Raw genomic sequence first — 25948 nt, forward strand, 5'->3', positions numbered from 1 at the left:
TGGGCGGGGGTCGAGCTGCCCCCTAAGCGTCATTGGGCCAGTTCCTTCGGATTGAGAAAGGCGGACGACTGGGGTAAGTCTTCAAATCGGACCGCGATTGGTCTTCCCCACACGCGCAGATGCTTCCGATGGACATCGTCAAAACCGACTCAATCCTCCCCGATACTACCTTGATCACAGTCTGCACAGCTGGATATTTGCCCTTTATCTTGAATTTGCATGCATCTCTCGAGCAAATCGGATTGGGTGGCGAACTCGTCGTTTACACGCCTGATCCCTCCGTGCAGCAAATGTTATCGGCTAGGGGAATTCGGGCAGAGGTCTTCGGGCGTAATTCCTATAACAAATGGACAAATTTCGGCGAAAGCGGATGGTGCGAAACGATGGCGTACAAGTACGCCGTGGCGGCTGAAATATTGAAAACCGGTAAGAAAGTTTTTTTTGTTGATGGCGATATTGTCTTCTTACGAAATCCTGGCGAACATCTCAAATTGATCTTGGAGACCACCACAGCTCCGCTCATTATGCAATTTGAAAGTCCGAAAGGCGTGTACTGTGCAGGATTTTGGCTCGCCAGGCCTGACCCGGTAGTTTTGGAGCTCTTTCGAGATATCCAATCGCACCTCGTCGAGATCAAAACAGATTTCAGCGATCAGGAATGCCTTAACCGATTGGGCCGCGAACGAGACATCAAGGTCCACGCGCTGGATGTAGAGCTGTTCGCGTGCGCAAATCAGTTCCTAGGTCGAGATATGTTGGACACTCCCGAACGTATTGACCGGCCCTCGACGCCGTTTCCGTTCGATTCGGCTTACGTCTTGCATTTTAATTACTTGATCGGGAAAAAGCAGAAAATCCAGGCTATGGCAAAATACAACGCTATCTATTACCAGGGCCTGCTGGAGGCAGCTGAGGAAAAGCTGTTTTCTTGGAACAACCTCTCCGATCGCGCTCATCGCCTGCGGCGTCGGTTATCGAGGCGCTTCGGCTTGGAGTGGCTGAAGAAGACCCTCCTGTATTCTTGGCCTGATACGCGATGAAATGACATTTGTTGCGCCCGCGGAGGAGAAGAGGAAGCCCGTCTTGCACCGGTCAGGCATGAAATTGGGAGGGGCGGCTGTTGATGGATTAGGGCAGGGGCGCACGTCTCCCAAGTTGCTGTGTTGCCAAATAGGCGCATGCTTCCAGGAACAGATTTTCGAATCAATTTCTTAGCTTTAACCATCGATGAAGTGAGGCTAGGTCCAGGCTGTCTCAAGGGTTATTTGGTGTCAGCGAGCGGCCCGTCCTTAGACCCTTTGGGGGCAGGCCGCTTTCTCCGAGCTCGCTCTGGCGGACCGTTGGCTCTCAGATGGTGCAACGCCAAGCTTGGTGTCGCCAAGGTTTGCTGACGCTGGCGGATCAAAATTGCCTGACGTTGCGGGATTAATGCGACGCCCAATTTGTTAATAAAGACTTGATGTCTTACTGCGATAGCCGGATTGGCGCGGCGTTGCCCCTTTAAGAAGACGTAACGGAAGACATTTTTGCTATTAAGTCGTCGGATTTTATTGCGTTCGTCGAATTAAGTTGCGCCAAGATTTTATCGTGTAACTGCTTCAACAGCTTGGCGTGTTCGCTCACGTCCGTCTTCTTCGACGCGGTTGAAATGGCTTCTTTGGACATAGCAAGCGCTCCGCGTTTGGGGCTTGAATAGCCTATCGAGCCCAACTAAACCGGGTCCGGTTGGAGAAATTAAGGCAGTTTGGGCGCACCCGCCGTGGCCTTCAAGGCCAAGGGTCGGGATTTGCAGCATTTAACAACAGCCCGTAATCTTAGCCGCGCGGTGCTGTCACACTGGCGTGACAGCACGGGCTGTCGGCGAGTCAAAAAGGCGGCGGCGCTGCTTTCCGATGCTGTTCGAAGAATCTCAGCTGCCGATAGAAATGTTGCGGCAGTGTCGTAAAGCGGTTGAGCGCCCAATAACGTCGTTCACCACCGGGCACAGCGGATAGCGTGCACGGGCGTGGTGTAATTTACGGCCCCCGGGCGGTGGAAAAGCCGCCGGTTAGGGGGTGGAGCTGGGGTGGTCACCGCGGCACGCGTCTGAGGTTGAGTTGCCGGACTTAACACCCGCGCCCGAAGGCCAATAGACACCCCTTTGCCGCGCTGCACTAGGGGCACGCGCGACAAGAGCGCGATTTCCCCCGGATACGAGCGGGTTACAGCTTCGTCGCTCCACGCCTGTGCCTGCGTGTTCACACCGGTTCAACCTGTTCAAGAGCGCGGGCCCGCCGCTTCGCGCTCTCGTGACGGCTGTGACGGCTGTGACGGCGAGTCAGCGCCACCGTCACTCCCTTCGAGGTTGGAGCTCTCTTCGCTTAGCCGTCTTTTTCCTTTTGGCGAAAAGGGAGGCTTCAGGTTCCCTATCGCAAGGTGATGCGATTCTATTTCACAGCTACGCTGTATACGATGTTCGTCGTAATCGCGTCGCATTGCCCTAGAAGGGCGAGATTCCTGTCGCGGACCCTTGCGAGTGTTTCGGCATCGATCTGGGCAATGGCGCCGCGATAGCCGCTGCCCATGGCGATCAACCACCAATCCTCGGGTGAATTGAGCGGGTGGTTTCTCGCTTGAGCGACAATCTCTGCGTTTTCGATACCTGCCTCGCCGAGCATCTTTCGTAGCCCCGTAGGCGTCGAAATCCGCTCCCATGGGTTGAAGCCCTTCATGAGGTCGGGGCGCTCGGCGCCAATAGCTTCCCAAAAGGCGCTATTAGCGGGCTCGAAGAGGTCCGGTCCCCATGTCGTGACGGCCAGCCGCCCGCCGGGGCGCAGCATGCGCCAGAGTTCCTTGGCAGCCGCCACCATGTCCGGGACGAAGAAAATCCCGAAGACGCACACGATGGCGTCGAAGCTGGCGTCGGGATAGCCGAGCGCCAGCATGTCCCCTGTCTTGAACTCGATATTGCGGAGGCCCCTGGCGCGCGCTTTCGTTTCGCCCAGCTTAACGAGGCGTTCGGCCAAATCCACGGCGACAACCTTCCCCTGCGATCCGACGGCTTCGGCGGCAGGCAAGGCCGATCCGCCACTTCCGCAGCAAACATCGAGAACCGTCTCACCCGCACGCAGGCCGAGGCGCTCGACGGTCCGCCGTCCGAAGCGGTGCCAGAAGGAGCTGACGGGATGGTCGAAATAATCCGCCGCCGCGTTGTAAGCGGCGGCGGCCTTGGCCTTCGCCTTTTCCAGTTCACCCATGGGGCCTAGCCAATTCCCTCGATGATCCGCCCGGTTCCGTCGCAGCGTTCGCAGGCCTCCTCCGTGGATTGGCCGGTCTTCTTATCCACCTGTTTGCCGGTCCCATGGCATTCCGGGCAAACATCCTCCCCCGTACCGGGAGCGCCAGATTCCGGGTCGTCCTCAGGCGTGTGGTGGCGAAGCGGATTTTTCGACATTTAGACTGCTCCGTTCGAGCTATGAGTTAAGCCGCCGCTTTATGTTCATACCATCCGCGCGTGCGGCGGACGATATGGACGACCGAGAGCATGACCGGCACCTCGACGAGCACACCGACGACCGTCGCCAGCGCCGCGCCCGATTAAGTGCAGCGCCATGGAGAAGGGCTTCACCAGCCAGTTGATGCCGACCGTGCCGGTAGTCCCGCGCCAATGTTCCTTGACGTGCCCGAGAGCGGCGAGGTCGATTTTCAGGAGCATGGGGATAATCATCAGCCAGACAAGCACGGCGACCGGCAAATTGACATCGGCGACCGTCGCCCCGTCAACGGCATGGAAGACGGCAGGCATGGCCTGGCCGAGGACAACCCCGGCGACGATGCAGAGCGCGACCCAGAGCGTCAGGTAACGCTCGAAGACGCCCATGGCTGGCGCTTGGCGGGTTTGAGGCGGGCGCGTGAGGGTCGTGGCTTCACTCATGATCGTTACTCTTCCTGTCGAGAAGCAGAAAGCAGGCTTAGGCCGGTTCCCTGACAGCTGCGGCCAGTTTCAGAAGGCGTTCCACGCCGACGGGCTCTTCCTCAAGAAGCGGCACGGCGGCGTAGCGGCGGGCATGGACCGTCGCCACCTTCTCCACTTCAGCCAGCTCGTTTTGCGCGCGCTTGCGTAAGAGGCGCGCGCGCGGACGCGCTGCCGCGACGCTGTTATTGATGACCCATGCCCATGGCTCGATCCCGGCGCGCCGCAGATCGGCTTGCAGGTTGGCGGCTTCGAGGACGGGTGTGGTTTCGGCCAAGGTAACGAGAAGGACCTTGGTGCGCTTCGGATCCTGAAGCTGCATCATCGGGGTCGTGTAATGCGCGCCTTTGGCATCGAGCATGCGCGCGACCTCGCGGTGGTAGGCGCCTGTCGCGTCCAGAAGCAGCAGGGTGTGGCCGGTTGGCGCGGTGTCCATGACCACGAATTTTTCGCCCGCCTCGCGGATGATGCGTGAGAAGGCCTGAAAGACGGCGATTTCCTCGGTGCATGGCGAACGCAAATCCTCTTCGAGCAAAGCGCGCCCTTGGGCATCGAGCTTCGCGCCTTTCGTTCGCAGCACTTCCTGCCGGTAGCGTTCGGTCTCGGCGTGCGGATCGATACGGCTGACCGTCAGATGCGCCATGGAGCCATGCAGCGTCTCAGTGAGATGCGCGGCAGGGTCGGAGGTGGTGAGGTGAACTGGCAGCCCGCGCCGCGCCAGCTGGACGGCGACTGCCGCCGCCAGGGTCGTCTTGCCGACACCGCCCTTGCCCATCAGCATGACGAGTCCATGGCCTTCGGCGGCGATGTCATCCACGAGATCGGAGAGGCTTGACGCGTGCAGCGCGACCGGCTCCCCCGTCGCTTCCGGTTGAGGGGTGGCTTCAACGAGCAGCTGACGCAGCGCATTGAGCCCGACGAGGTTGAACGGCTTTAAAGGCACATCATCGCGGGGCAAAGCGCGCAGTTCGTCCGGCATCGCGGCCAAGGCCGCTTGCTCGCGTCCGTAAATTGCCTTGGCGAGAGGGTCGAGCGCCGCTTCGTCCTTGGGCAACAGCCCGTTGACGATGAGGAATTGCTGGGAGAGGCCGATTGCCGCGAGCTCGCCATGGGTGCGCGCCGCTTCACGTAGGGCCAAATTCTGGGCGCGGGCAACAAGGACGAGCCGGGTGCGCTGTCCATCCGCGAGCGCCTGCACTGCGGCGTTATATTGCGCGCGCTGCTTCCCAAGGCCCGCGAGCGGCCCCAGGCATGAGGGATCGCCTTTCCCGGCCTCAAGGAAGCCAGACCAAGCGACGGGCAGTTGCAGCAGGCGGATGGTGTGACCAGTGGGCGCGGTGTCGAAAACAATATGGTCGTAAGCCGAAGTGATTTCCGTATCAGTCAGCAGCGCGGTGAATTCGTCGAAGGCCGCGATTTCCGTCGTGCAGGCTCCCGACAGTTGCTCCTCGATGCCCTTCACCACGGGGTCCGGCAGCTTGCCGCGCACCGGGCCAACAATGCGGTCGCGATAGGCTTGCGCCGCCATTTCCGGATCGATTTCGAGGGCAAACAGCCGTGGAACGTCGCTAATCGGGGTGATCTTATTCCCGATCGAAACCCCGAAAACTTGGCCGACATTCGACGCCGGATCGGTGCTAACCAGCAGCACGCGGCGTCCCGCTTCTGCGAGCTCGATCGCCGTAGCGCAGGCAATCGAGGTTTTGCCGACGCCACCCTTGCCGGTGAAGAACAGGAAACGCGGCGCGCTTTCGAGGAATCTCATGGCGTTCCTTCAGCAGCAGGAGGTCTTGCCGCTGCAGCATGAGCCCTGTTGCGCTTCGGCTTCCTTGACGCCAGCCCAGCGCGCCAGCTCAGCGCGGCTTGGGTAGCGTCCGGCAAGCGCAATGTCGCCATTGACGAGGATCAGCGGCAGCGCCTCTTGACCCGAACGCTCAAGAAAGCCTTTCACCGTGGCGTTGTCGGCAAAGGCCATGGGTTGCTGCGCAAGGTTGAAGCGCTCGATTTGCGCGCCGTTCTTTTTCGCCCAGTCTACATCCGCCGCGAAGGTGACAAGCGCCTGGTCGGCCTCGACGCCGCAGACGCCGGTGCTGCAACAAAGGGCGGGATCGAAAACTTGGATGGTGGTCATGAGAGTGCTTTCGGGAATGCGTAATGCGGTCAGGCTTCTGCTTTGTGGTTGGCGGCCGTCATTGGATCCCCGGCCAGACCGGGCAGGCTTCGCCCGCCGCGCTGTCACACACTGTGAAAACGAAATCCATCTTCGGCTCGCCGGGGCCGGCGAATTCATACCCGGCTCTTCGAGCGGAAGCCATCGGTTGGATAGTCGTAGGCCTATAGCGTCTTGAGGGCGTAAGGATTGACCACGCCCTTAGGCTGGCGTCCCGCCGAGAAGGCGTTGAAGCGGCCCGCGCCGTCCTTGCGGAGGATGCCCTCCGCGAGTACCGAGCGCGCCGTGTTGCCGGTGCAGAGAAAGAGGACATTATAGACGCGCTCGGTCATTTATTGGCTCCCGTTCCAGAACAACAAGCGGCTTCAATGACCGGCGCAGGTTTCGCGCCGCAACAGGGAGAGGACTCCGCCTTCCCGCCGCTTGTGCGGAATCCCGCCAACCTGGTGTCGTCACCAAAAACCGTGCTTTCGCCGGTCGTCATGAACGACTCCCACAAAAGCCCTTGTGGGTCGGAGGTCCACGCTTTTTCGGACTCGGCGTAGCAGCAAGTTGTCGCGCCTTCTTCCAGCACAGGCCGTTCAGCCTGTTGCAGGCGGCCATGGACTTCCCGCAACTCATCGGGCGTCTCGACCTGAATCCCGAGATGATCGACGCCCGCTTTTCCGCCTCGGGCCGAAATCGCGAAGTTCACGCGTGGGTCATCAAGCATCCATTTTGCATAGTCTGGCTTGGCGACGGTCGGCTGAGTCCCGAAAAGCCCGCTGTAGAAGCGGATCGACCCCTGAAGGTCATCAACGGACACGTGCACGTGCAGGCGTTTCATGGATTTCCTTTGGCTGGCAAGTTGAAGGAACAGCGGCTTCGCACAACGCGGCTGCGCCTTGGCAGCAATTCTCGGTCATGTAGGCGAGCAGCGCGTTCATGACCGGATAAGCCGCCGAGTAGATTAGCGACCGCCTCTCACGGCGGAAGGTTATTAGGTCCGCGTGTTTGAGTTGGTTGAGGTGAAAGGACAGCGTCGCGGGCGGGAGCCCCAGCCGCACGCCAATTTGTCCCGCGGGGAGCCCTTCAGGTCCGGCCTGCATGAGCAGCCTGAAAATATCCAAACGGGTTTCGTTACCGAGCGCGACGAGGACCGCAATCGCTTTCTGTTTTTCCATACTTCCAATATTATGAAATTAAATGGTCGTGTCAAGCCGGCCTGGCTCGTCCAAAAGTTTAGTCCAGCAAGGCTTTTGTTTCTTTTGGGGCGCGTCTTTTCACGGTTCAGCTTGTCTTGCCGCCCCAAACCCGTGGTTACAGCTTCGTCGCTCCACGCCCGTATTCGTCCACGCCGGCTCACGCTCGTTCATGCCCCGTATGGAGCCTTTGATATGCTCGCCTTTCGACACGCCAAGGGCGAGCATCACAATTTGAACTAACGTTTTATTGGAAGTGAACGGCCCTCAAAAATAGAGGCGAGGCCGCGGTTTGTCAGATCCCGAAAATGAACGGCCTTCTCGATCGGCACTACGTGAATCGCCGCTCCAAAACCTGTTGCTCCCGCGGTGAGAGCGATGATGGCGAACGAGACAAATCCGCGCGTCGCCTTTTTTTGGACCCGTTCGACATGCTCGGTCTTGTCCGGGCGGACTTCGATCGGATGTCTATCCAGCCGGCCTCCCGCATCGAGCCTTGCGATCTTGGCCTCGTTTCGATCCAGCCTTTGCTCGCCAGCGGCGCCGGCGCTTTCCACTCGTAAATCGTCGATTCTGGCTGCGGCATATTGAGCCTGTCGGTCTACTACGTCAGGCTCGACGAGCGTAGGGTTGGTGAGAAGGAGTTTCTCTCCGCCCGGCGTCATTTCTCTTGGCGCGACGCTAGCCGCCTCGGCCTGCTCTTTCCTGCTCTGTTCTCCCACTACTTGTTCCAAATTGTTAATTCGTTGCTCCAGCGCAGCGAATCTTTGTTGCAAAGCCGCGATCGTCCATTCGTTGCGGAGAGGTTCCGCGCTGCGTGGCGTCTCCCGATTAGGGGAGATAACAGCCGCTTCAGTTTGCTCCTTCCTCCGGCGCTCTTCTTCTCTTTGCATGAACGCTGTGAGGGTCCAGTCGCTGAAAAGAACCTCTGCCATACCTCGCTCCTGTTCTTCGTTTCTTGTTATGCGTTGGCCTTTGGGATCCGGGCAGCCATTCCGGCGATCTGATGAAGAAGGACATGGCGAAAAAACGGCAAACGGTTGAAAATACCTACGCTGCCAATCCAAACTGGAAGCGCGAAGACCCAGACCTGGCTTTTGCGCCCTGAGCCAAGGTGGACCGTGATTGATGTTAGAATTGTGGCGGCGCAAAAGGGTTGCGAACGCTGGTCCGAGCCAATCTCACAGCGACCCCACCCCTTTTCGAGTCGCCGTCGCTTGGCCTGAGAGACGCACCAAGGCCAGAGGCAGACGTCGCCAATACCCGTAACGGGCGCCGACACGGTTTCACCGCGCCGTCCGGTCGGTATTAGCCAGGCCGCCGGGGGCTTCTTCTCTTGGCTGGGCGCTCTTCCTATCTCATGGCGGCGAGGTTGTTCCAAAAGTGCTTCAGGCTCTCGTCGCCACCGAACAGCGTGGTGAAGTTGGTTGAGTCCGCCAAGACGATGTCGCCGGCCCGATCTTCCTTGGGCGGCATCCAGAGAAGACAGTTGAACTCCCTGTTCCCCGCAGCCGTAAACGGATGCGGGCGCTCAAGGTCGATCGGCTGGCGCGCCAGAACTCGTATTCCATCTGGCGTCATCGACGGTAATGCAGCTGCAAGATAGCAAGACAGTCCGGCTGTTCCGCCACTGCTTTCTCGATGTCTTTAGCGTGCTGGTAGAAGCCTTCCTCGCGACCCGGAATGACCTTGGCGAGGATCGAAAAGCCGTAACAAGCGGGAGTCTTGGGAAAGATGGGGCCGTATCGCCCTTGCTCGACCTTTTCGGAGAAAAAGCCGCCCTTTGGGATCGCCATTGCGGCGGGCTTCGACCAATCCTGCGTCTGTTCGTTTGGCATAGGCTTCTTCTCCGCCGGTCTTGCTTCTTCGATCGAATTGTCCGCGGTTAGGAAAAGAGCAAACAGCAAGCGCGCGAGGCGATTGAAGGGCCACCGCACGAGCGCATACGGGACAAGCGCAAGCAGCGCGCGCCGTAAACAGCAACTCCAGGGGATAAAGGAAATGGAACGTGATGAGCTGGTAGATGCAGTGGAGCACGTCGGCCACAAAGACGGGCAATCGCGCTCCTCGCCAACCTTCACTAACCATCTCACGTCGACGCTTTGGGTTCCGGGCGATCGCCCATAAATAGCCGTGTCTGCCCGCCTTGCGGATATCGGCGGCAGGATTGAGCCCCCCCACAATGACGCGTGCTTTGCCACCTTGTTCTCAGTGGGAGAGGAACCGGCTCTAGCCCTCGCAAGTTCCCAGACGGGGCTAGCGCAAGCAAGGGATCAGGAGGCTTCGATGCAACGGCGCGCTTTTTTGCAAATGCTTTGCGTGGGGATCGGGGCCGTTACAGCCATGCCCGCCCATGCATTCATTCCGCCTGCTAGTTCCGGTCACGATCGTCGTTCGGAGGTGGAGTCAGCGGTCGCTACGCAAGACGATGTCGAACGCGTGCAGGTCGAGGACGCGCAATATGGGCGCTGGCGCCGCGTCGGCCGGCGACACTACCGTCGAGTTGGTCGCCGGGTCTACCGGCGCCACTACCGTCGAGTCGGTAGACGCATTTATCGGCGTCACTATTACTATTAGTCGTTCGCATGCGCCGCAAAGAACGTCAGCGACACGGATAGGCGTCGCCTCATGCGTGATCGGGCCTAGAGCGGGCAATCGGCCGGTTGCTAGGGAAAGTCCGCAGGGGCGCCGCCGCGTGCGCGCCCTCCCTGTTGCGGGAGGACGCAGTTGCAGCAGTCTTAGATCACCAGCCCCAGCCGACCCTGACCGAGGGCGCGCCCCAAGTGTAATCCCAGCCATTATAGGGATCGCAGACGTTGACCCAAACCCTGCGCAAGCCCCACCGAGTGTAAATGAGTCGAGGCCGGTAGCAGCTGTCGTAGCCGAGGTCGGCGTAATAATAGGGCCAGCCAAGCCCGCCCCAACCAAGCCCGGCGTAAAACGGCCAGTGACGATACCCCCGATTTCGTCGCCAGGCCCAGCCGCCCGGCCCGACATGCCCAGGGTTCCGCCAGCCTGTATTCGGCCAGCCGACGGGACGCCCGTTCCAGCCCTGCGCGCCAGGGGGGCGTCCGATCAGGCCGCGCCCGTCCAACCCCGTGCGGAAGCCGCCGGGAATGACCGCTCCACGGAAGCCGCCGCCTGGCGTCATTGCGCTTGGGAAGCCGCCCAGGCGCCCGCCTTGCAGCCCGCCGCGAAAACCGCCGCCCAAGCCCCCGCCCAAGCCCCCACTACGGAATCCGCTAAAGCCGCCGCCAAGGCCCCCGCTGCGAAATCCGCTAAATCCGCCGCCGCCAAAGCCCCCACTCCGAAATCCGCCAAATCCCCCGCCGCCAAAGCCCCCGGCTCTAAACCCCCCGCCCATGCGGCCGCCTCTGACCTGCGCATCCGCTGCGCCCGTATGCGCCAGCAGCGCGGCCGCCAGTGCGCCAGTGGCCAGGGCTACCTTTATTAAGTGGGTCGTCATATGCGTCTCCGTGCCGAATGCAACGAAGCCTGCGCGTTATTTGCACAGGCGAGCACGTCAACCCCACTTGCCCACAACCGACGAGATGACGCTTTTCTTTTGATAAATTCAACTAACCATTTCAATAGGAAGCACCAAAAAGCGCCAACTTCCTTGCGCGAACTTCGTTCGCGCGGGGCCCGCCGCCGCGCGCGGCTACGGGCCGGGTCGAAGCCGGTGAGACCCTTGCCGCCGGCGTGTCATTGTTGCTTCATACGAAGGTGATCCGTCGAGGGAAGCCCGACGACCGGACGCCAACGGCAGCCTCATGAATTATTTCAGCCGCGCAGAAGAGAGATCAGATGCGCCGGCGGGCGCATTTGTCGTTCACGACGCCGTGCCCGGTCGCCTGCGGCTGCGACATCCGGGCCTATGGAGGCGTGACGAACTCTGCGGGCGGGCCGCCGAGGCCTTGAAGCGGGTTCCTGGCGTCTTTGCGGTCAGGACGAACGCGCTGACCGGTTCCGCTCTCGTGAGATATGCGTTTCCGGCGACGGAGCGCCAGATTCTTTCCGCGCTTGATTCCACCGTCACGGCGGCGGAGACGGCCTCGTCGCCGCCGCCAGGCGTTCCCGCGCTCGATTTCCCTTCGGACGACGTTGTGGCCCACGCCGCCCCGGTCCTGGAGCTCGTCGCGCGGCTGGAAACGCGGCTGGTCGAGGGATTGACGCTGCGAGGAGCGGCGGCGCGCGTCGCCAATTGGGGCCGGAACGAATTGCCGCGGGCAAAACCCCGTTCGGCCGCCGCCATTTTGGCCGAGCAGATGACCAGCCTGCCGATTGCGCTGCTCGCCGCCTCGGCGGCGTTGTCGGTCGCGACGGGCGGCGTGGCCGACGCCGTGATGATCGCCGCCGTGGTGCTGGTCAACGCCGGCATCGCCACGGCGACCGAACGGGAAGCGGACCGCACGATCGTCAACCTCATGGACGACGCGCCGCAGCAGGCCGTGGTCATTCGCGACGGATCGCGAAGCCTGATCGACCCTGCCGAGCTGACGGTGGGCGATCTCATCCTCATCGAGCGCGGCGCGATGATTCCTGCGGATGCGCGACTGGTCGAGAGCGATGGACTGAGCGTCAACGAGTCGCCCTTGACGGGCGAAGCGCAGCCCGCGGTCAAGGATGCGCTGGCCCTGCTGCCCCCGGATACGGTCGTCTCGGACCGCCGCAACATGGTTTTCAGGGGCACGGCGGTCACCGGCGGCTCGGGCGCCGCCGTCGTCACGGCGGTCGGGCGGCGCACCGAGATCGGCCGGGTGCAGGAACTGCTCGGGGCCGTGCGCCCGCCGGAAACGCCGATCCAGCGCGAGCTGGGGGAGGTCGGGCGGGAGCTCGTGGCGATCAACGGCCTGATCTGCGCCTGTGTTTTCGGTCTGGGCCTGATGCGCGGTCACCCTCTTCTGCAGACGTTGCGCAGCGCAATTTCGCTCGCCGTCGCCGCGATACCCGAAGGCCTCCCAGCCGTTGCGACGACGACGTTAGCCGTCGGCGTCCAGGACATGCGCCGGCGCAAGGTGCTGGTTCGCAAGATCGACGCGGTCGAGACGCTCGGGGCCGTCGAGATCGTCGGCCTCGACAAGACGGGCACGCTCACCGAAAACCGTATGGCGGCGGTCGCGGTCCACGTCGACGGCGCGGCCCTCGAATTGCGTGAGGGACGGTTGCTGCGCGACGGCGCGGAGATGGACGGCGCGCTGCGCGTTCAGGCGCGACGTCTGTTCGAAATTGCGGTCCTTTGCAGCGACGCCGTCGCGACGTACGGCGACGACCGCTTCGAGTTCGACGGCACGCCAACTGAAACCGCCCTGCTGGCGGCCGGCGTCGCGCTCGGCGTCGATCCGGTGGCGCTGCGTCTCTCGGCGCGGGTCCTCTCGACCGCCGCCCGCGGCGACGGACGCAAGCGAATGAGCGCCTTGCGCGAGACGGCGGAGGGCGCGCGTCTCCTTTGCGTCAAGGGAGATCCCGTGGAAGTGCTGGCGCGCTGCACGCGGCGCCTTTCCGCCGCGGGCGTCGTCACGCTCGACGAGCCGGCGCGCGCCGCAGCGCTCAGAGCCAATGAGCGCATGGCGGGCGACGCGCTGCGGGTCCTCGGCGTCGCATATTGCGAGGGCGGCGGAGATCTCCGCGACGAAAGCGATCTCGTCTGGCTCGGCCTCGCCGGCATCGCCAATCCCATCCGGGCCAGCGTGCGTCCGGCGCTGCAGCGACTGCATCGCGCCGGCGTCCGGACGGTGATGATCACCGGCGACCAGAGCGCCACGGCCTTCGCCATCGCGCGCAGGCTCGATCTCAATGACGGCGGCGAATTGCGCGTGCTGGAGGCGGGGCAGATCGCCAATCTTCGTCCCGAGCTGTTCGAAGCGCTGGCGGCGCAGCCGGACGTCTTCGCGCGCGTGAGCCCGGTCGACAAGCTCAACATCGTCAAGGCGCTGCAGGCGAGCGGCCGGATCGTCGCCATGACTGGCGACGGCGTCAACGACGGGCCGGCGCTGCGCGCCGCCGACGTCGGGATCGCCATGGGCGGCGAAGGAACGGACGTTGCGCGACAGGTGGCGGACATCGTGCTCGCGAGCGACGACCTCGACGGCGTCGTCGAGGCGATCCGCCTCGGCCGCGCGACCTACGCCAATATCCGCAAGGTGCTGCGCTATCTCGTCTCGACCAACGCCTCGGAAACGTTCGTCATGCTGGGCGCGGGGCTTTTCAATCTCCGCGAGCCGCTGACCCCTATGCAGCTCCTTTGGCTCAATCTGGCGACCGACGCCCTGCCGGCTCTCGCGCTCGGGCTCGAGCCGCCGGAAAGCGACGTTCTCGAGCAGCCCCCGCACGACCCTGCCGCGCCGATCCTCGGGGCCGACGATTTCCGCCGCACGCTGCGCGAAGGCGCGGTGATGGCGAGCGCGGCGCTCATGGGCTATCTCAGCGTCAACGGCCTCGCCGGCGGGGCGCGGGCCAGCGCCGTCACCTTCCACGGACTGACCGTCGGCCAGTTGCTGCACGCTATCTCCTGCCGTTCGGAAACGCGGGGCGTCTCGAGCGAGATTCGCCGCCGGCCAAACCCGCGACTCTATGGCGGCGTCGCTCTGTCCCTGCTTTTTCAGGGCGCGGCGCAATTCTTGCCGCCCGCGCAGCGCCTCTTGGGGCTCGCGCCGCTCGGGCCCGGCGATCTGCTCCGCATCGGCGCGATTGCGATCGGCAGCTCGCTCCTGAACGACGTGATCGGCCGGGCTTCGAACCCCCGTCCGGGCGACGGGCGGCCTGTGCGCCACGATGGAGGACGGCGTGTCTCCTGACATGATTTTCACCTCGGAGTCGGTCACCCCCGGCCATCCCGACAAGCTCTGCGACCAGATCAGCGACGCGGCGGTCGACGCCCTGATGCGGGAGGACGAAAGCGCGCGGGTGGTCGTCGAATGCGCGCTGGCGACTGGGGTCCTGTTTCTCGCCGCGCGCTATGCCGCGGACGCGCGGGTGGACCTGCCCGCTCTGGCGCGCAAGGCGATCCAGGACGCCGGTTATACGTCCGAAGGCTTCGACGCGCGGAGCTGCTCGATCCTGACCAGTCTCGCCGAACTTCCGCTGGAAAGCCGGGAGCCGGAGCTCGCGGAAGATGACGAGGAGGCGATCGCGCGGCGCGTCGCGCATGAACAGGCGAATGCGTTCGGATACGCGTGCCGCGACACGGCGGAGCTCATGCCCGCGCCCATCTATTTCGCGCACAAGGTGGCGAGGGCGCTGGACGCGGCGCGTCGCCATGGTTTCTCCGCGCTGTCGCCCGACGCCAAGACGCAGGTTTCCGTGCACTATCGCGACGGCCGCCCGACGCGCCTGCACAGCCTGTCGCTCACCGTCGCCCTCGACGGCTCTGCAGGGTCGGAGGCCCAGGACCGGCTGCGCGCCATCGCGCTCGACGCTCTCTCGACGGGGGACATAATGCCGGACGCCCAGACCCGCGTCGTCATCAATGCCGGCGGCCCGCTCGAAATCGGCGGACCCGCGCGCCACGCCGGCCTGACCGGCCGCAAGATCGGCATCGACTCCTACGGCGAGATTGCGCGTCAGAGCGGCTCTGCGCTCTCGGGCAAGGACCCCTCGCGCATCGACCGCGCCGGCGCCTATGCCGCGCGTCACGCGGCGAAGAACATCGTCGCGGCGGGTCTCGCAGATCGCTGTGAGGTGCATCTGGCCTACGCCATCGGCCAGGCGGAGCCGCTGAGCCTCAGCGTCGAGACTTTCAACACCGGAAAGACGAGCGACGAGGCGATTGCGCGACGCCTGGCTGCGGTCTTCGACTTCCGACCCGCTGCGATCGTGCGGCGCTTCGGCCTGCGCCGGCGGGCGGCCGCCGCGGGGCCGAAAGGCTTCTATCTGCCGCTCGCGACCTATGGCCATTTCGGCCGCGCCGACCTCGATCTTCCCTGGGAGACGACCGACCTGGCCGGGGCCCTGCGCAGCTGAAGAGACGTGGAAACGCCGCCGTTGTCGCTTATTGGGACGCCGCTTGGCGGCGTTTCAGAAAGTAATTCATTGTGACAGTCTCATGTGGAATAGATGACGCCCGCTTACGGCGGCGCTGAAAAATTCAAACGAGCTGGAGACGATCATGCAAGACGAAAAAGGTCTCGAAACCCCTGACGTTGCGCGCATGCGCGCATGGCTCGAGGGCGTCGGCGGCAACATTTTCGTCGGGGACGGGAAACTCAAGTCGGTTAAAATATCCAAGAAAGGCAACAAGCTCACGCTTGTCGTGAAAAAGAACAAGAAGAAGGACAAGCTCGCAAACCAGCCGACGAACGCGTGACGGGCGATACTGGGATCAGGGCGCCATGGAGAGGAATGTGTCGACGCCTTCCCCGCTTGAGAAATCCGATCGGGAGGTGGAAGTCAAACTGGAAGGTTCGCCCGATCTTTTAGCATCGCTCTTTGATCTCGAGTTGCTGGCCACGGCGACCGTTCGGCCGCGCGCGCAACGGCTGGTCGCCGCCTATTTCGACACGCGGGACGATGCGCTCGATCGCGCCGGGATCTCCTTGCGCCTGCGCAAGAACGGCGCGCGCTGCCTCATGAACTTGAAGTGGACGCTGCAGAAGAGCGACGGCTTCTCGCGAGGAGAAGTAGAAGCGCCTTTCCACGACGATCAACCTGACGTAAGCATTTTCGGACCGGAAATCTCCGAGAGAGTGATGCGGGCGACCGGCGGCGAAGCGCTGGTTCCGCGTTTCGAAACTCGCGTGCGTCGCCGCACGGCCGAACTGCGTCTCAGCTCCTCGGTCCTGGAGATCGTAATAGACGAGGGCGAAATCGTCGCGTCCGAAAGCCGCGTCAAAATTTCGGAGTGCGAATTGGAGCTCAAGGACGGCGACCCGGCGACGCTCTTTTCCTTCGCGGCGCAGCTGACGATGCGCGCGGGGTTGAGGCTCAACCCGTCGTCGAAGTCGCGGCGCGGCTTCCTTCTGGCCCGGGGAGAAAAGCCGGCGGAAGTCAGAGCCACTGGGCTGCAGTTGGAGACGGCGGCGTCGATCGAAGACGCCATGCGCGCCGTAATCCAAGACTGTCTCACGCAATTTGTCGAAAACTGGCCGGCGTTGCTCGACCGCGACCTCCCCGAGTCGGTTCATCAGATGCGGGTCGCTCTCAGGCGCCTCCGCGCGGCGCTCGGGCTGTTCGAGAAGGCGTTGCCCGGCACCGGTTTCAAAAGGTTCCGCGAAGACGCCAAACGCGCGGCCAATGCGCTCGGGCCGGCGCGCGATCAGGACGTGTTCATCGCGCTTGTTTCGGAGGGGCCGCTCAAAGCGTTTCCCGCCGAGCCCTCTTTCCAGGCGCTTCTTGCGGCGTCCTCGGCAGAACGTCTCGACGCCTATCGAAAGGCCAGGGAAACGATCTGCGCCCCGGAAACCTCCCGCTTCGTGCTCGAGCTGCAGGCCTTCTTGGCGTCGCGAGGCTGGCGCAATCAACTCGGAACGGATGATCTCAAGAAACTCGGGCGCCCCGCGCGAAGCCTTGCGGACGAAGCGCTCGAACAACTCTACAGGCGCGCGCGCAAGCTTGGGAAAGAGTTGATGGCGGCCGAACCCGACCAGCGCCACCGTCTGAGGATCATCCTAAAAAATTTGCGCTACGCGTCGGAGTTTTTCGCCTCGCTATATGAGGCGGCGGGCGTCAGGAAATTCGCCAAAGCTGCGGGCGCGCTTCAGGACGCGCTCGGCGCCCACAACGATTCGGTCTCCGCCGCGAGATTGGTGGCGCAAGCAGCCGCGCCGTCGACGTCGCCGGCCGCCGGGATCGTCATGGGCTGGTGCGCCCGCGAAATCACCAGCCCCGAGCCGTACCTGAACGATCAATGGCTCGCTTTCAAAAGCGCGCGCTGTTTCTGGAGATAAGGGCGAAAGCAGGCGATGGCCATGGACGACCTTGTCGCCAAAGCGCGCGCCAACTCTCGAGCGGGACCAGCCCATCGCGCAGCCTTTCTATGGCGCCGGCGCCACGATGACATGTCGCCGCGTGAGGCGCCCGTATATGCCGAACAGGATGATCAGACCGCCCGCGACGAGCAGAAATTGACCCGTCGCTCCCTCGCTCGCAAGGCCATGGATCAGCAACGCCGTTCCGATTAAACGCAGGAGGATTTCCATTTTCTCACGCCCCTTGCGGTGTCTCTGCTTCTTCTTTTTTGCCGGCTGCGAGCAGCAGGCTGAAAAAGGCGCCGAGCGGACCAACCACCAACAAGGCGAGCAGCGCCGTTTGCGGTTGGCTATCGATACGATTGGACAGGAACTCGAGTGAAAGCGCGCCGAGGCCCGCGCCGTTCAGATAGCCGACAATCATGTCGATGAAGATGGCGAAGGCCTTCGGCATTGTCGTGCCTCCCGGTCAACCTGACTCGGCGCGGAAACGAGCTGGGAATTTCGCGCTTGCAAGATGACATGCGGATGACAAATGCGAAGGAGACGTCCGCCATAGGTCGACGGACCTCGCGCAGACAGGCTACTCCCCGTCCGTCGTGGCGTCGTAGCGCCAGAGGCCGCCGAGGTTGCTTGCATACCAGAGCAACGTCAAAGCAGGCGGGACAATCTTTTCCCGGGACATCTGCCATAGAGCAAGGCCGGCGAGCGCAAGCGCGACGACGAGCTTGGGATCGAATTCGACCTTCGGTTCCGGGCCGGGCGCGGCGGGCGCTGAGCGCAGGTCGAAAAGCCCCGCGTTGCGCGCGGCGTCGGCGAGTTCATCGAGCGGGCTGAAATGGGCGATTAGAACGCTTCCGGTCAGGGGTCGCGTTTCAACGTCGAAGACGCCCGGCAACGATGCCAAGCCGCTTGCGACGGAGGCAAGAAAGTCGGCGTCGCCCCGACGATCGGGGAGGCGGAGTCGCGTGCGACCAGGCATGGCGTGCGCAATTTGGGCGGCAGGCAGTTCCATGTTCATGGTGAGGCCCCTTCCGCGCGGCCTGCGGCGGCGGCCTCAGCTTCTTGCGCAGGCGTCTCGGCCTTTGGCTTTTCTTCCGCCTTTTGCGCGCCGTTTGGCGCTCTCTTCGCGGCCCCCGCCATGGTCGCTGCAAAAATATCGGCGGCGGCCTCGCTCTTTGCTTCGGCGAAAAGATCCTCTGCCGCCTCCATCAACTCCGCGCCCTGGGTTCGCGCCTCATGATAAGCCATGATGGCCGCCTTGAGTGCGGCTTTGGCTGCGGGCCGCGCGCGGCTGCCCTGGCGCGTCAACAAGATGGTCGCGGCGGCGCCAGTCAACGCGCCCAATGCAAATCCCCAGGGCTTCATGAGTGAGAATCTCCAAAGGAGGCGAGTGTCGTTCGTTAGAGGCGAGGATACAGACCTTTGGCGCGGGCTTCCCGCCGCGCCGCGAGAGGAGGGCGCACCGTCCGATGGGATTATGAAGGTTTTTTGACAGTTTTCAATTTCCCCAACGACGCTCACTTTCGCCGAGCCGCGCTTTTTTAATGGAAAATGTCGAATGCTGTGGGAAAAGACGCGGGGCTTCAGATAGAACGACAAGACATGAGCGACGCATCGCCTGCTTCTCACCTCTCCTCGAACAATATCTCGGATTACCTCGTGTCGGTCATCCCGCTGGGCGCCGACTGGGAGACCGCCGGACAGGCCCGGCTGCGGTTTCTCGGCGAGCGATATGAAGACGCCTCGCATGTCTTTCTGCTCACGAAGGAGAGTCGTCTCGCCGGCATCGTCGCCATGAGGGACCTGCTCGCGGCCGCGGAGACGACGCCGCTCCTCGCCATTGCGCGAGACGCCGATCCCTATGCGTCTGTCTCGACGATGATCCCGTCGACGCCGCGGGGCAGGCCATTCATGCAGGCCTGTCCATTCTCGCGGTCTGCGACGCGCAACGCCGGCTGCTCGGCGCGATACCGGCGCGGGCCCTGATGACCATTCTTCGAAACGCGCACATTGAAGATCTCCACCATATGGCCGGGATTTTGAACAAGTCGGAGGCCGCGAAAGAGGCGCTCACCGCGCCGCCGCACCGGCGCGCGATCTATCGGCTGCCGTGGCTTCTCGTCGGCATGGCTGGCATGGCGGTTTCGACCGGGCTGATCTCGCGCTATGAGACATCGCTCAGCGCGCATGTCGCCGTCGCCTTTTTTATGCCGGCGATCGTTTATCTCGCGGACTCGGTTGGAACGCAGTCGGAAGTGGTCGTGGTGCGCGGCCTGTCCTTGACCGACTCCGCCCTGCTGCCGCTGTTTTTCGGAGAGCTCGGCACGGGCGCATTGCTCGGCTTGATACTTGGATGCCTGGCCTTTCCTGTCATCTGGTTCGCTTTCTCGAGCCTCGGCCTCGCCGCGGCGGTCGCAGTGGCCCTCGCCGTCGCCAGCACAATCGCAACCGCCTTCGGGTTTATGATGCCCTGGCTTTTCGCCCGGCTTGGGTATGACGCAGCGCTTGGCTCGGGGCCGGTCGCAACGGTCGTGCAGGATTCCTTCTCGCTGCTAACTTATTTCGTCGCAGCGTCGATGTTCGTGTTCTAGAGGGCAGGTCGTAAGCATTCGCCTGCGGCGCCTTCCTGACATTCGCCGCGCCGAGTGCAAAGTTTGGCGCGTGCGCAGCTTTGGCGCAAGCTGAGTCGGAGCGTCAGCTCCGGGCGCAAGGATTATTCAGCCCTGACCCGCCGCCACGCCGCCATGAGGATTTCGCGGCTCTGGTCGTGCAGCCGCTGGGCCATGCGCTAATTATTCGCAAGGCCTCTCGGCGATGCGGGCGGAAGAGCGGTCAGGGCGAGCCATTTCAGAAGGGTCGATCGGATGCTTCCGTCCAGGAGCAAACTCATTCCCGTCTTATTCTGGATCGGCTTCGTAGCTCTTGGATTCTTGACGTCCTTCGCCGCCCCGAACAACACACGCCCGGACGACAATGCCTATGTCGCCGGGACGGGCGGCAGGAGATAGCGGATCGCCGTCAAGTCTGGCCGAGGTCGAGGCTTATGATCCTCGGGTCTTCTCATAAGCCAACGTGCGCCAACGCACGTTCGAGCCGCGCGCGTTCATTTACGTTTGTTCATCGAGAGACGGAAGAGATTCAGGCGGGAGCCGATCATGACCAAGCTGTCCACCATCGTCGCCGCAGTCGTTCTGGTCTTGAGCGTCGGTCTCGCCAACACGGCCTCTGCGGCTCCTGAAGGCTTCAACAATTTTGACGGCAGCGCCTGCTACTGTATGGATCCCTAGTTTCGCGGCTGCGGGCGTTACAGCAGGCCAAGCTGTGACTCAGCGAGACGCGACAACTCGGTGACGTCAATCTTGAAGTCGACACGCCCGCCGCGCCGCGCTTCGTCGTGACGGATCGTAACCCGCAGCCGATAGGCGCCCTCCTTTGGCAAAGTCACATCGCCGCTCCACCCCTTCGTCGAGGTTGAGCGATAGATTGGCGCTCTCGCGGAGAGCGGCGTCAGGACAATCTCCAGCCATTTCGGCCGGGTCGACCGATATCTTATTTGAATGCGCTGACCGGCGCGGCCATGAAAAACGTCTTCATGCGCCTGCCAGCCATGCAATATGCCGCGAACGTGGATAGGCAAGTGACCATAGTGGCTCCGTTGCTCCACGGCGCAGGCGGGAGCCGCCCAGAGCGTGAACGCCAAAAACGCTGCGACCCGCTTCATCTCGGCATCCCTGATTGGCTTCCTTTAGGAGTTTCAAAGCTACTCTGGCCAGATCAAATGCACTTTATTAAAAAATGGGGCGACGCGGCGCGAGCCATCGTGATAGCGCAGGTCGATACGGACGGCGTCTTCGCTCGGACGCATTTCGATCGACACGACCTCGACGCGACAGCACTGCCCATTCCAGCAGGGGACCGGTTTCACCAGCGCCACGCCGGGCTTCAATTCGTCGGCATGGATGGTTGGGCAGCTCAGCGGAATGTCTTCGAGATTGATGATGGCGCCATACCGCGGATTGATCTCGCGTTGCGCTGGGCGCGACCACCAGCGGGTCGCCTTGCGACGGGTTCGAGAAGTCTCCTGCGTCGGTCGCCGCAATCCGTATCTCTCGGCGAGGGACGCGAGCAGAGCTTGCTGCGCGCGAAGGTGACGAGAATAGGAGATGTCTTCGCCATACCGCTCGTCCAAATACGCCAGCTCGTCTGCGAGGGCTTCTGCCCTGGCGTCGAGCCATGCTTGCCGGCTGTGGCCTAACTCCGGGTGTCCAACGACCAATCGACGGGCATGGGCGCGCACGACGTCGTGCAGCTCCATCAGGAAGGCGGCAAGGTCATTACGCGACCAGACCGCGGCCGCGCCCGCGCCATCCGAAAAACGTTCCATAACTCTAGGCCTGCATCTTCTCGCCGCGCCGGCGCGCGTCATGGAAGATAGTGGCGCGGGCAGGATGTCTTTCAAGCGCCGCCCGCCACGCCGAGCCAGCGAGCGCCGGTCTGAAGGTCGATTTCGTTACTGAATCTGCGTCGAGGGCGTTTTCGCTCGGATCCAAAGCTGCGGCGAGGCCAAAGGCGCGAGAACGACGCTACTCGTGCGTCGCGTCCTCGTGAAAGGATGGCTGCGTCTCTCGAAAGTTCGTCCCTTGGGGCGCTTCGACGATCAGGCTCATGGCGCGCCGCAAATGACCTTCGGCCTGGTTGAGCGCCGCTTCCGCCGCGTCGCGCCCGTAACCCTGCAGCAGCAGGAAAGCAAGTTTCACGCTTCCGCCGGCTTGCTGCAGCGCCGCGTGAATCTCCTCTTCATCGCGGCCCGTCAGGCGTGAGAGGATTTTCTCGCTCCTTTTGATCAGCTTCCTGTTCGAGGCCTGCACGTCCACCATGAGGCCGTCGTAAACCCGACCAAGCAGGATCATGACGAGAGACGACAGCAGAATGAGCGTGATGCGCTGGGCGGTTCCGGCCTTCATTCGGGTTGAGCCGGCGATCGGCTCCGGGCCCGTTTCGAGAAAGATCGCGTGATCGGCCTCCTGAAGAAGCGGCGTCCCCCGGTTATTGGCGACGCCGATCGTCAAGGCGCCTCTTTTCTTGGCCTCGCGTAAGCAGGCGAGCGTGAAAGGCGTCGTGCCGCTAGCGGCGACCCCTATGATCACATCCGACGCGCCGATCTCATGACGCCGGACGAGTTCGATCGCTTGCTGGTCCTGATCTTCGGCGCCTTCGACGGCGCGGAGGAGGGCGGTTTGCCCGCCGGCAATGAGGAGCAGAAGTCTATCTTGCGGCCAGCCGAAGGTCGGCATGAGCTCGGCCCCGTCCTGAGCCGCCAAACGACCGGACGTGCCGGCCCCTACGTAAACGAGCCGCCCGGGTCCGCGTAGCCGGCGCTCGATCGCAAGCCCGGCGCGCTCGATCGCAGGCCGCGCGGCGCGCACGGCCGCGACTGCGGAAAAATGACCCTCGATCATGGACTCCAGTATTTCCGCCGGCTCCCAAAGATCGATTTTTGCGTAGCGCGGGCTCTGGCGTTCCGTCTCAGTCGGACTCATCGGCGTAATTCCAGCTGACATGCCGCATATGGCCAGCGCCTGGAGAAGTTCAAGCGAAGCTTCGTTCAAGTGTCCGACGACCCATTGACGGAACTTGCCTTCCAGTTGGTCTGCGGCAATTTCCTCTACGTTGGGCCCGAGCGAAAGATGAAGATAATGAGCGTTATCGACGCGCAGATGAGCGAGGACATGCGAGCGGCTCCGGCCGCCGTGGAGCGACAGGAGGAGGCGCTCGCCGGCGTTCTTCCGGTCCTTATCGAGAGGTTGCGGCGCAAGCCTCCACAGGTTGTCGTTACCTGTGCGCGCGGCAGCTCCGCCCATGCGGCCACCTTCGGCAAGCATCTCATCGAGCGATACCTCGGCATTGTCGTCGCGGCCGCGGCGCCAAACATCGCGACGATCTACCATCAGCGTCTGCGCCTGTCCGATCAGTTCCTTCTGGCGATTTCGCAGTCGGGAGAAAGCAACGATATCATTGAACAGGCGGTCGCGGCGCGTTCCTGCGGAGCGGTGACCGCCTGCATTACGAATAGTCCGGAAAGCCAGCTGGCGCAGGCCTGCGAATTCGTCTTGCCAATGGCGGCCGGCCCTGAACACAGCATCCCCGCGACCAAGACCTTCGTCGCATCCTTGTCGGCTCTGGCGCGATTAGCGGCCCTCTGGGCGCAAGACGCGGCGCTCGCGGGCGCGTTGCGGTCATTGCCGGATCGTCTCGCCGCCGCCGGCGCCCTCGACTGGGGCTGCCTCCTGGAGGTTCTTGCAGACGCAGAAAGCCTCGTGACGATCGGGCGCGGTCCGACGCTCGCCATCGCGCGCGAGGCGGCGTTGAAACTGAAGGAAGCGTCGGATATTCATGCCGAGGCCTTCTCCGCAGCCGAATTTCGCCACGGTCCAATCGCTTTGGTTTCGCCTCGTTATCCCGTGCTCATGTTTGCGCCGACGGACGCCGCCGCCGCTGGCATGACGGCGCTCGCCGCCGATCTGACGGCGAAGGGCGCGGCGGTCTTCGTCACCTCCTCGCAGGAATCGACGCTGAACCGGCTTCCCGCGCTGCCCTCCCATCATCCTGAAACCGACGCGATCTGCCTCATCCAAAGCTTCTACGCCATGGTCGTTCGCTTGGCGGCAAGACGCGGAAAGAACGCCGATCGCCCGCGCCACCTACACAAAATTACCCGCACGCGATGAGCCGCTCCTCGACGCATGCGGTCGCCGCGGACGTCGTCTTCGACGGCGAAACGCGGCACGGCGACGTCGCCGTCGTGATTGAAGACGGACGAATCGCCGCGCTGACGGCGCGGTCGGCCCTCTCCTCCACCATCGGCGTCTACACGGCGGCCCCGGGCGCGTGGCTCGCGCCGGGCTTTATCGACATTCAGGCGAACGGCGGCGGAGATGTTCTGTTCAACGCCGATCCGACGCCGGCGGCTCTCGCCAAAATCGTCTCGGCTCATCGCAAATTCGGAGTGACGGGGCTTATGCCCACGCTCATCACCGACGATGACGAGACGATCGCTGCGGCGCTCGCGGCCGTAAGCGCTATCATGCCCGCGGAGCCGGGCGTTCTGGGAATCCATCTCGAGGGCCCGTTTCTATCTCCTCAGAAGCCAGGCGTTCATCGGCGTGACTTCATCCGCCGTCCGCGAGCAGAGGATCGCCGAATGCTCGGCGCTTTCCACGGCGGCGTCTTGCTCGTGACCCTTGCGCCCGAGGAGGCGCCAAAGGGCTTCATCGCCGAACTCGTCGCCGCCGGCGCGAAGGTCTCGCTCGGCCATTCGATGGCGACCTATGAGCAAACGCGCGCCGCAATGGCCGAAGGGCTGACGGGCTTCACCCATCTCTTCAACGCGATGCGCCCGCTTTCCGCGCGCGAGCCCGGACCCGTCGCGGCGGCGCTCGAGTCGCCCAACGCATACTATGGCCTCATCGTCGACGGCGAGCATGTCGCCCCCGCCATGCTGGCGTTGGCGATGCGCGGCGTCGGTCGGCCCATGCTGGTCAGCGACGCCATGCCGCCGGTCGGCGGAACGTCTTCGGAGTTCGATCTCCTGGGCCGGCGGATTACAGTCCGCGACGGCAGTTGCCGCACGCAGGACGGCGCGCTCGCGGGCTCGTCCATCGATATGGCCACCGCGGTTCGCAATTGCGTCAGGCTTCTCGGGCTCCCGCTGGAGCGCGCCTTGCGCTGCGCTTCGCTTCACCCCGCCGATTTTCTCGGCCTCGGACATTCGCTCGGCCGCCTCGCGCCGGGATATCGGGCCGACATGGCGGCCTTCGATCCGAGAGATATCTCTGTCTCCGCCGTCTGGGTCGCTGGGGCAAGGTCAGATGATCGTCCGTGGGCCGAGACCTCGCGATAGGCCGCGATCGGCGCGCGGCCGGGCGCCGAAGCTGTCGGGCGGTTCTCCCGGAAAGGGACGAACCGCCCATTTTTCGTCGTCGCTCAGTGGCCCCGGGCGCGCGCTTTCTTTGGCGCCGGCGTCGGGGCCGGCTCCGCGGCGGGGGGCGGCGGCGTCACTGGCATATACTGCAGACTGACGTTGCCGATGCCCGCAGACAGATTGAGGCCGGTTCCGGCCGACACCGAGATCGGCTGCAGGGAGATGGTCTTGCCGGAGCCGCCGACGAGCACGGCGCCGCCGACGCCGGCGCCAACCGCCACGGACCCTTGCGCGCCGGCGTAATCTCCGGCAAGCGCGCCGGGACCGACCGTATCCGTCGCCGCCAGCACGCCCCAGACCAATTGGCCCGAGCCGCTGACGCCGATGTTCAGGCCGACATTGGTCAGGCGGCCGATATAATGCGATGTCGCCCCGCCTTTATCGGTAAACACGCAATCGAGGGCCTGGTTTTCCATCAGGATCATCCCGACGCCGCCGGAAATATGGCAGACCAGCGTGCCAACCTTTGCGGTTTGAGCCGAAGCTGCCGGGGTTAAGCTGAGGACGAGCAGCAGGGCGCTGAAATTGCGAAGCAAGCCATATCTAACCATTGAGGCCTTCCAAATCATTAGTTGCGCCGCCGGCCGATAGGCGCGAGCGCGATTCCCTTTACGCTTGCACCTTAGCTGGAAAAACCCGGCTTTCATATGCGACGCTTCTGCATGACCGGCTCCCTGACGATCCAATAGGACGCTTCGCTTTTGGCCGACGGCAGGCTGGTAGAATGGGCCACTCTCCATATCTGACGCAGCAGCC

The 25948-nt window shown here is 63.1% G+C and carries 27 protein-coding genes and 2 pseudogenes; 10 read left to right on the forward strand and 19 right to left on the reverse strand.

Annotated elements, in window-relative coordinates; genetic code table 11:
• Positions 1-128: 128 nt before the first annotated feature.
• Positions 129-1040, forward strand: coding sequence for a putative nucleotide-diphospho-sugar transferase (locus RVU70_RS10005; protein ID WP_363345805.1), 912 nt, complete (start codon positions 129-131; stop codon positions 1038-1040).
• 1386 nt (positions 1041-2426) lie between these two features.
• On the opposite strand, the gene RVU70_RS10010 is transcribed toward RVU70_RS10005, so the two are convergent.
• The 11 genes and pseudogenes from RVU70_RS10010 to RVU70_RS10060 form a co-directional block, all read right to left on the reverse strand.
• Complete coding sequence (locus RVU70_RS10010; RefSeq protein ID WP_363345807.1) at positions 2427-3236, reverse strand: class I SAM-dependent methyltransferase; 810 nt, start codon at positions 3234-3236, stop codon at positions 2427-2429.
• Positions 3237-3583: 347 nt separating this feature from the next.
• Positions 3584-3859 (reverse strand): annotated as a pseudogene (locus RVU70_RS10015) (arsenic resistance protein); the annotation flags it as partial.
• 91 nt (positions 3860-3950) lie between these two features.
• Positions 3951-5717: an arsenical pump-driving ATPase gene (gene arsA, locus RVU70_RS10020; RefSeq protein ID WP_363345809.1), complete on the reverse strand. Its 1767-nt coding sequence runs from the start codon at positions 5715-5717 to the stop codon at positions 3951-3953.
• Between the two features lie 9 nt (positions 5718-5726).
• Positions 5727-6083 carry an arsenite efflux transporter metallochaperone ArsD gene (arsD, locus tag RVU70_RS10025; RefSeq protein WP_363345811.1) on the reverse strand — a complete coding sequence of 119 codons (357 nt, stop codon included), beginning with the start codon at positions 6081-6083 and terminating at the stop codon, positions 5727-5729.
• Between the two features lie 67 nt (positions 6084-6150).
• Positions 6151-6454 (reverse strand): annotated as a pseudogene (locus tag RVU70_RS10030) (arsenate reductase ArsC); the annotation flags it as partial.
• Positions 6451-6948, reverse strand: a complete 498-nt coding sequence (locus RVU70_RS10035) for an ArsI/CadI family heavy metal resistance metalloenzyme (protein ID WP_363345813.1) — start codon at positions 6946-6948, stop codon at positions 6451-6453. The gene RVU70_RS10035 and the pseudogene RVU70_RS10030, both read right to left, overlap by 4 nt.
• Positions 6917-7285 carry a metalloregulator ArsR/SmtB family transcription factor gene (locus RVU70_RS10040; protein WP_363345815.1) on the reverse strand — a complete coding sequence of 123 codons (369 nt, stop codon included), beginning with the start codon at positions 7283-7285 and terminating at the stop codon, positions 6917-6919. The genes RVU70_RS10035 and RVU70_RS10040 overlap by 32 nt, the downstream gene beginning before the upstream one ends.
• Positions 7286-7542: 257 nt before the next feature.
• Positions 7543-8238, reverse strand: a complete 696-nt coding sequence (locus tag RVU70_RS10045) for a hypothetical protein (RefSeq protein WP_363345817.1) — start codon at positions 8236-8238, stop codon at positions 7543-7545.
• A gap of 418 nt (positions 8239-8656) precedes the next feature.
• Entirely contained in the window at positions 8657-8884 is a 228-nt protein-coding gene (locus RVU70_RS10050) for a hypothetical protein (RefSeq protein WP_363345819.1), read from the reverse strand.
• Positions 8881-9141, reverse strand: coding sequence for a hypothetical protein (locus RVU70_RS10055; RefSeq protein ID WP_363345821.1), 261 nt, complete (start codon positions 9139-9141; stop codon positions 8881-8883). Before RVU70_RS10055 ends, RVU70_RS10050 begins: the two co-directional genes overlap by 4 nt.
• Positions 9142-10046: 905 nt before the next feature.
• Positions 10047-10454: a hypothetical protein gene (locus RVU70_RS10060; RefSeq protein ID WP_363345823.1), complete on the reverse strand. Its 408-nt coding sequence runs from the start codon at positions 10452-10454 to the stop codon at positions 10047-10049.
• Positions 10455-11076: 622 nt separating this feature from the next.
• Here RVU70_RS10060 and RVU70_RS10065 point away from each other — a divergent pair.
• From RVU70_RS10065 to RVU70_RS10080, 4 genes are all read left to right on the forward strand, one after another.
• Entirely contained in the window at positions 11077-14100 is a 3024-nt protein-coding gene (locus RVU70_RS10065) for an HAD-IC family P-type ATPase (RefSeq protein WP_363345825.1), read from the forward strand.
• Positions 14090-15265, forward strand: coding sequence for a methionine adenosyltransferase (gene metK / locus RVU70_RS10070; RefSeq protein WP_363345827.1), 1176 nt, complete (start codon positions 14090-14092; stop codon positions 15263-15265). The genes RVU70_RS10065 and metK overlap by 11 nt, the downstream gene beginning before the upstream one ends.
• Before the next feature lie 145 nt (positions 15266-15410).
• On the forward strand, positions 15411-15608 hold the full coding sequence (locus tag RVU70_RS10075) for a hypothetical protein (RefSeq protein WP_363345829.1): 198 nt from the start codon (positions 15411-15413) through the stop codon (positions 15606-15608).
• 37 nt (positions 15609-15645) lie between these two features.
• Positions 15646-17187, forward strand: a complete 1542-nt coding sequence (locus RVU70_RS10080; RefSeq protein WP_363345831.1) for a CHAD domain-containing protein — start codon at positions 15646-15648, stop codon at positions 17185-17187.
• Between the two features lie 87 nt (positions 17188-17274).
• On the opposite strand, the gene RVU70_RS10085 is transcribed toward RVU70_RS10080, so the two are convergent.
• From RVU70_RS10085 to RVU70_RS10100, 4 genes are all read right to left on the reverse strand, one after another.
• Complete coding sequence (locus tag RVU70_RS10085; RefSeq protein ID WP_363345833.1) at positions 17275-17439, reverse strand: hypothetical protein; 165 nt, start codon at positions 17437-17439, stop codon at positions 17275-17277.
• A 4-nt stretch (positions 17440-17443) separates the two neighbouring features.
• Entirely contained in the window at positions 17444-17662 is a 219-nt protein-coding gene (locus tag RVU70_RS10090) for a hypothetical protein (RefSeq protein WP_363345835.1), read from the reverse strand.
• 129 nt (positions 17663-17791) lie between these two features.
• A complete protein-coding gene (locus tag RVU70_RS10095) occupies positions 17792-18229 on the reverse strand; it encodes a hypothetical protein (RefSeq protein WP_363345837.1) in 438 nt (145 codons plus the stop codon).
• Positions 18226-18576: a DUF5132 domain-containing protein gene (locus tag RVU70_RS10100; RefSeq protein WP_363345839.1), complete on the reverse strand. Its 351-nt coding sequence runs from the start codon at positions 18574-18576 to the stop codon at positions 18226-18228. Before RVU70_RS10100 ends, RVU70_RS10095 begins: the two co-directional genes overlap by 4 nt.
• A 237-nt stretch (positions 18577-18813) precedes the next feature.
• Here RVU70_RS10100 and RVU70_RS10105 point away from each other — a divergent pair, with 237 nt between their 5' ends.
• From RVU70_RS10105 to RVU70_RS10115, 3 genes are all read left to right on the forward strand, one after another.
• Positions 18814-19197 carry a hypothetical protein gene (locus RVU70_RS10105; RefSeq protein WP_363345841.1) on the forward strand — a complete coding sequence of 128 codons (384 nt, stop codon included), beginning with the start codon at positions 18814-18816 and terminating at the stop codon, positions 19195-19197.
• Positions 19197-19802, forward strand: coding sequence for a magnesium transporter (locus RVU70_RS10110; RefSeq protein WP_363345843.1), 606 nt, complete (start codon positions 19197-19199; stop codon positions 19800-19802). The genes RVU70_RS10105 and RVU70_RS10110 overlap by 1 nt, the downstream gene beginning before the upstream one ends.
• A gap of 564 nt (positions 19803-20366) precedes the next feature.
• Positions 20367-20498 carry a hypothetical protein gene (locus tag RVU70_RS10115; RefSeq protein ID WP_363345845.1) on the forward strand — a complete coding sequence of 44 codons (132 nt, stop codon included), beginning with the start codon at positions 20367-20369 and terminating at the stop codon, positions 20496-20498.
• Positions 20499-20515: 17 nt separating this feature from the next.
• Here RVU70_RS10115 and RVU70_RS10120 read toward each other — a convergent pair whose 3' ends face one another.
• The 3 genes from RVU70_RS10120 to RVU70_RS10130 all read right to left on the reverse strand — a co-directional run bounded on the left by RVU70_RS10120 (position 20516) and on the right by RVU70_RS10130 (position 22751).
• Positions 20516-20932, reverse strand: coding sequence for a hypothetical protein (locus RVU70_RS10120; RefSeq protein ID WP_363345847.1), 417 nt, complete (start codon positions 20930-20932; stop codon positions 20516-20518).
• A 39-nt stretch (positions 20933-20971) separates the two neighbouring features.
• Positions 20972-21670: a hypothetical protein gene (locus RVU70_RS10125; protein ID WP_363345849.1), complete on the reverse strand. Its 699-nt coding sequence runs from the start codon at positions 21668-21670 to the stop codon at positions 20972-20974.
• Between the two features lie 124 nt (positions 21671-21794).
• Positions 21795-22751 (reverse strand): N-acetylmuramic acid 6-phosphate etherase, encoded by a 957-nt coding sequence (locus tag RVU70_RS10130; RefSeq protein ID WP_363345851.1) that lies wholly within the window; start codon positions 22749-22751, stop codon positions 21795-21797.
• Positions 22752-22907: 156 nt separating this feature from the next.
• Between RVU70_RS10130 and RVU70_RS10135 the strand changes: the two genes are divergently transcribed.
• Together RVU70_RS10135 and nagA are read left to right on the forward strand one after the other, a co-directional pair.
• Positions 22908-23939, forward strand: a complete 1032-nt coding sequence (locus RVU70_RS10135; protein WP_363345854.1) for an SIS domain-containing protein — start codon at positions 22908-22910, stop codon at positions 23937-23939.
• Entirely contained in the window at positions 23936-25111 is a 1176-nt protein-coding gene (nagA, locus tag RVU70_RS10140; RefSeq protein WP_363345856.1) for an N-acetylglucosamine-6-phosphate deacetylase, read from the forward strand. The genes RVU70_RS10135 and nagA overlap by 4 nt, the downstream gene beginning before the upstream one ends.
• An 83-nt stretch (positions 25112-25194) precedes the next feature.
• On the opposite strand, the gene RVU70_RS10145 is transcribed toward nagA, so the two are convergent.
• Positions 25195-25743 (reverse strand): DUF992 domain-containing protein, encoded by a 549-nt coding sequence (locus RVU70_RS10145; RefSeq protein WP_363345858.1) that lies wholly within the window; start codon positions 25741-25743, stop codon positions 25195-25197.
• Between the last annotated feature and the right edge of the window lie 205 nt (positions 25744-25948).

It is taken from the genome of Methylocystis echinoides, assembly GCF_040687965.1.
Classification (GTDB): domain Bacteria; phylum Pseudomonadota; class Alphaproteobacteria; order Rhizobiales; family Beijerinckiaceae; genus Methylocystis; species Methylocystis echinoides_A.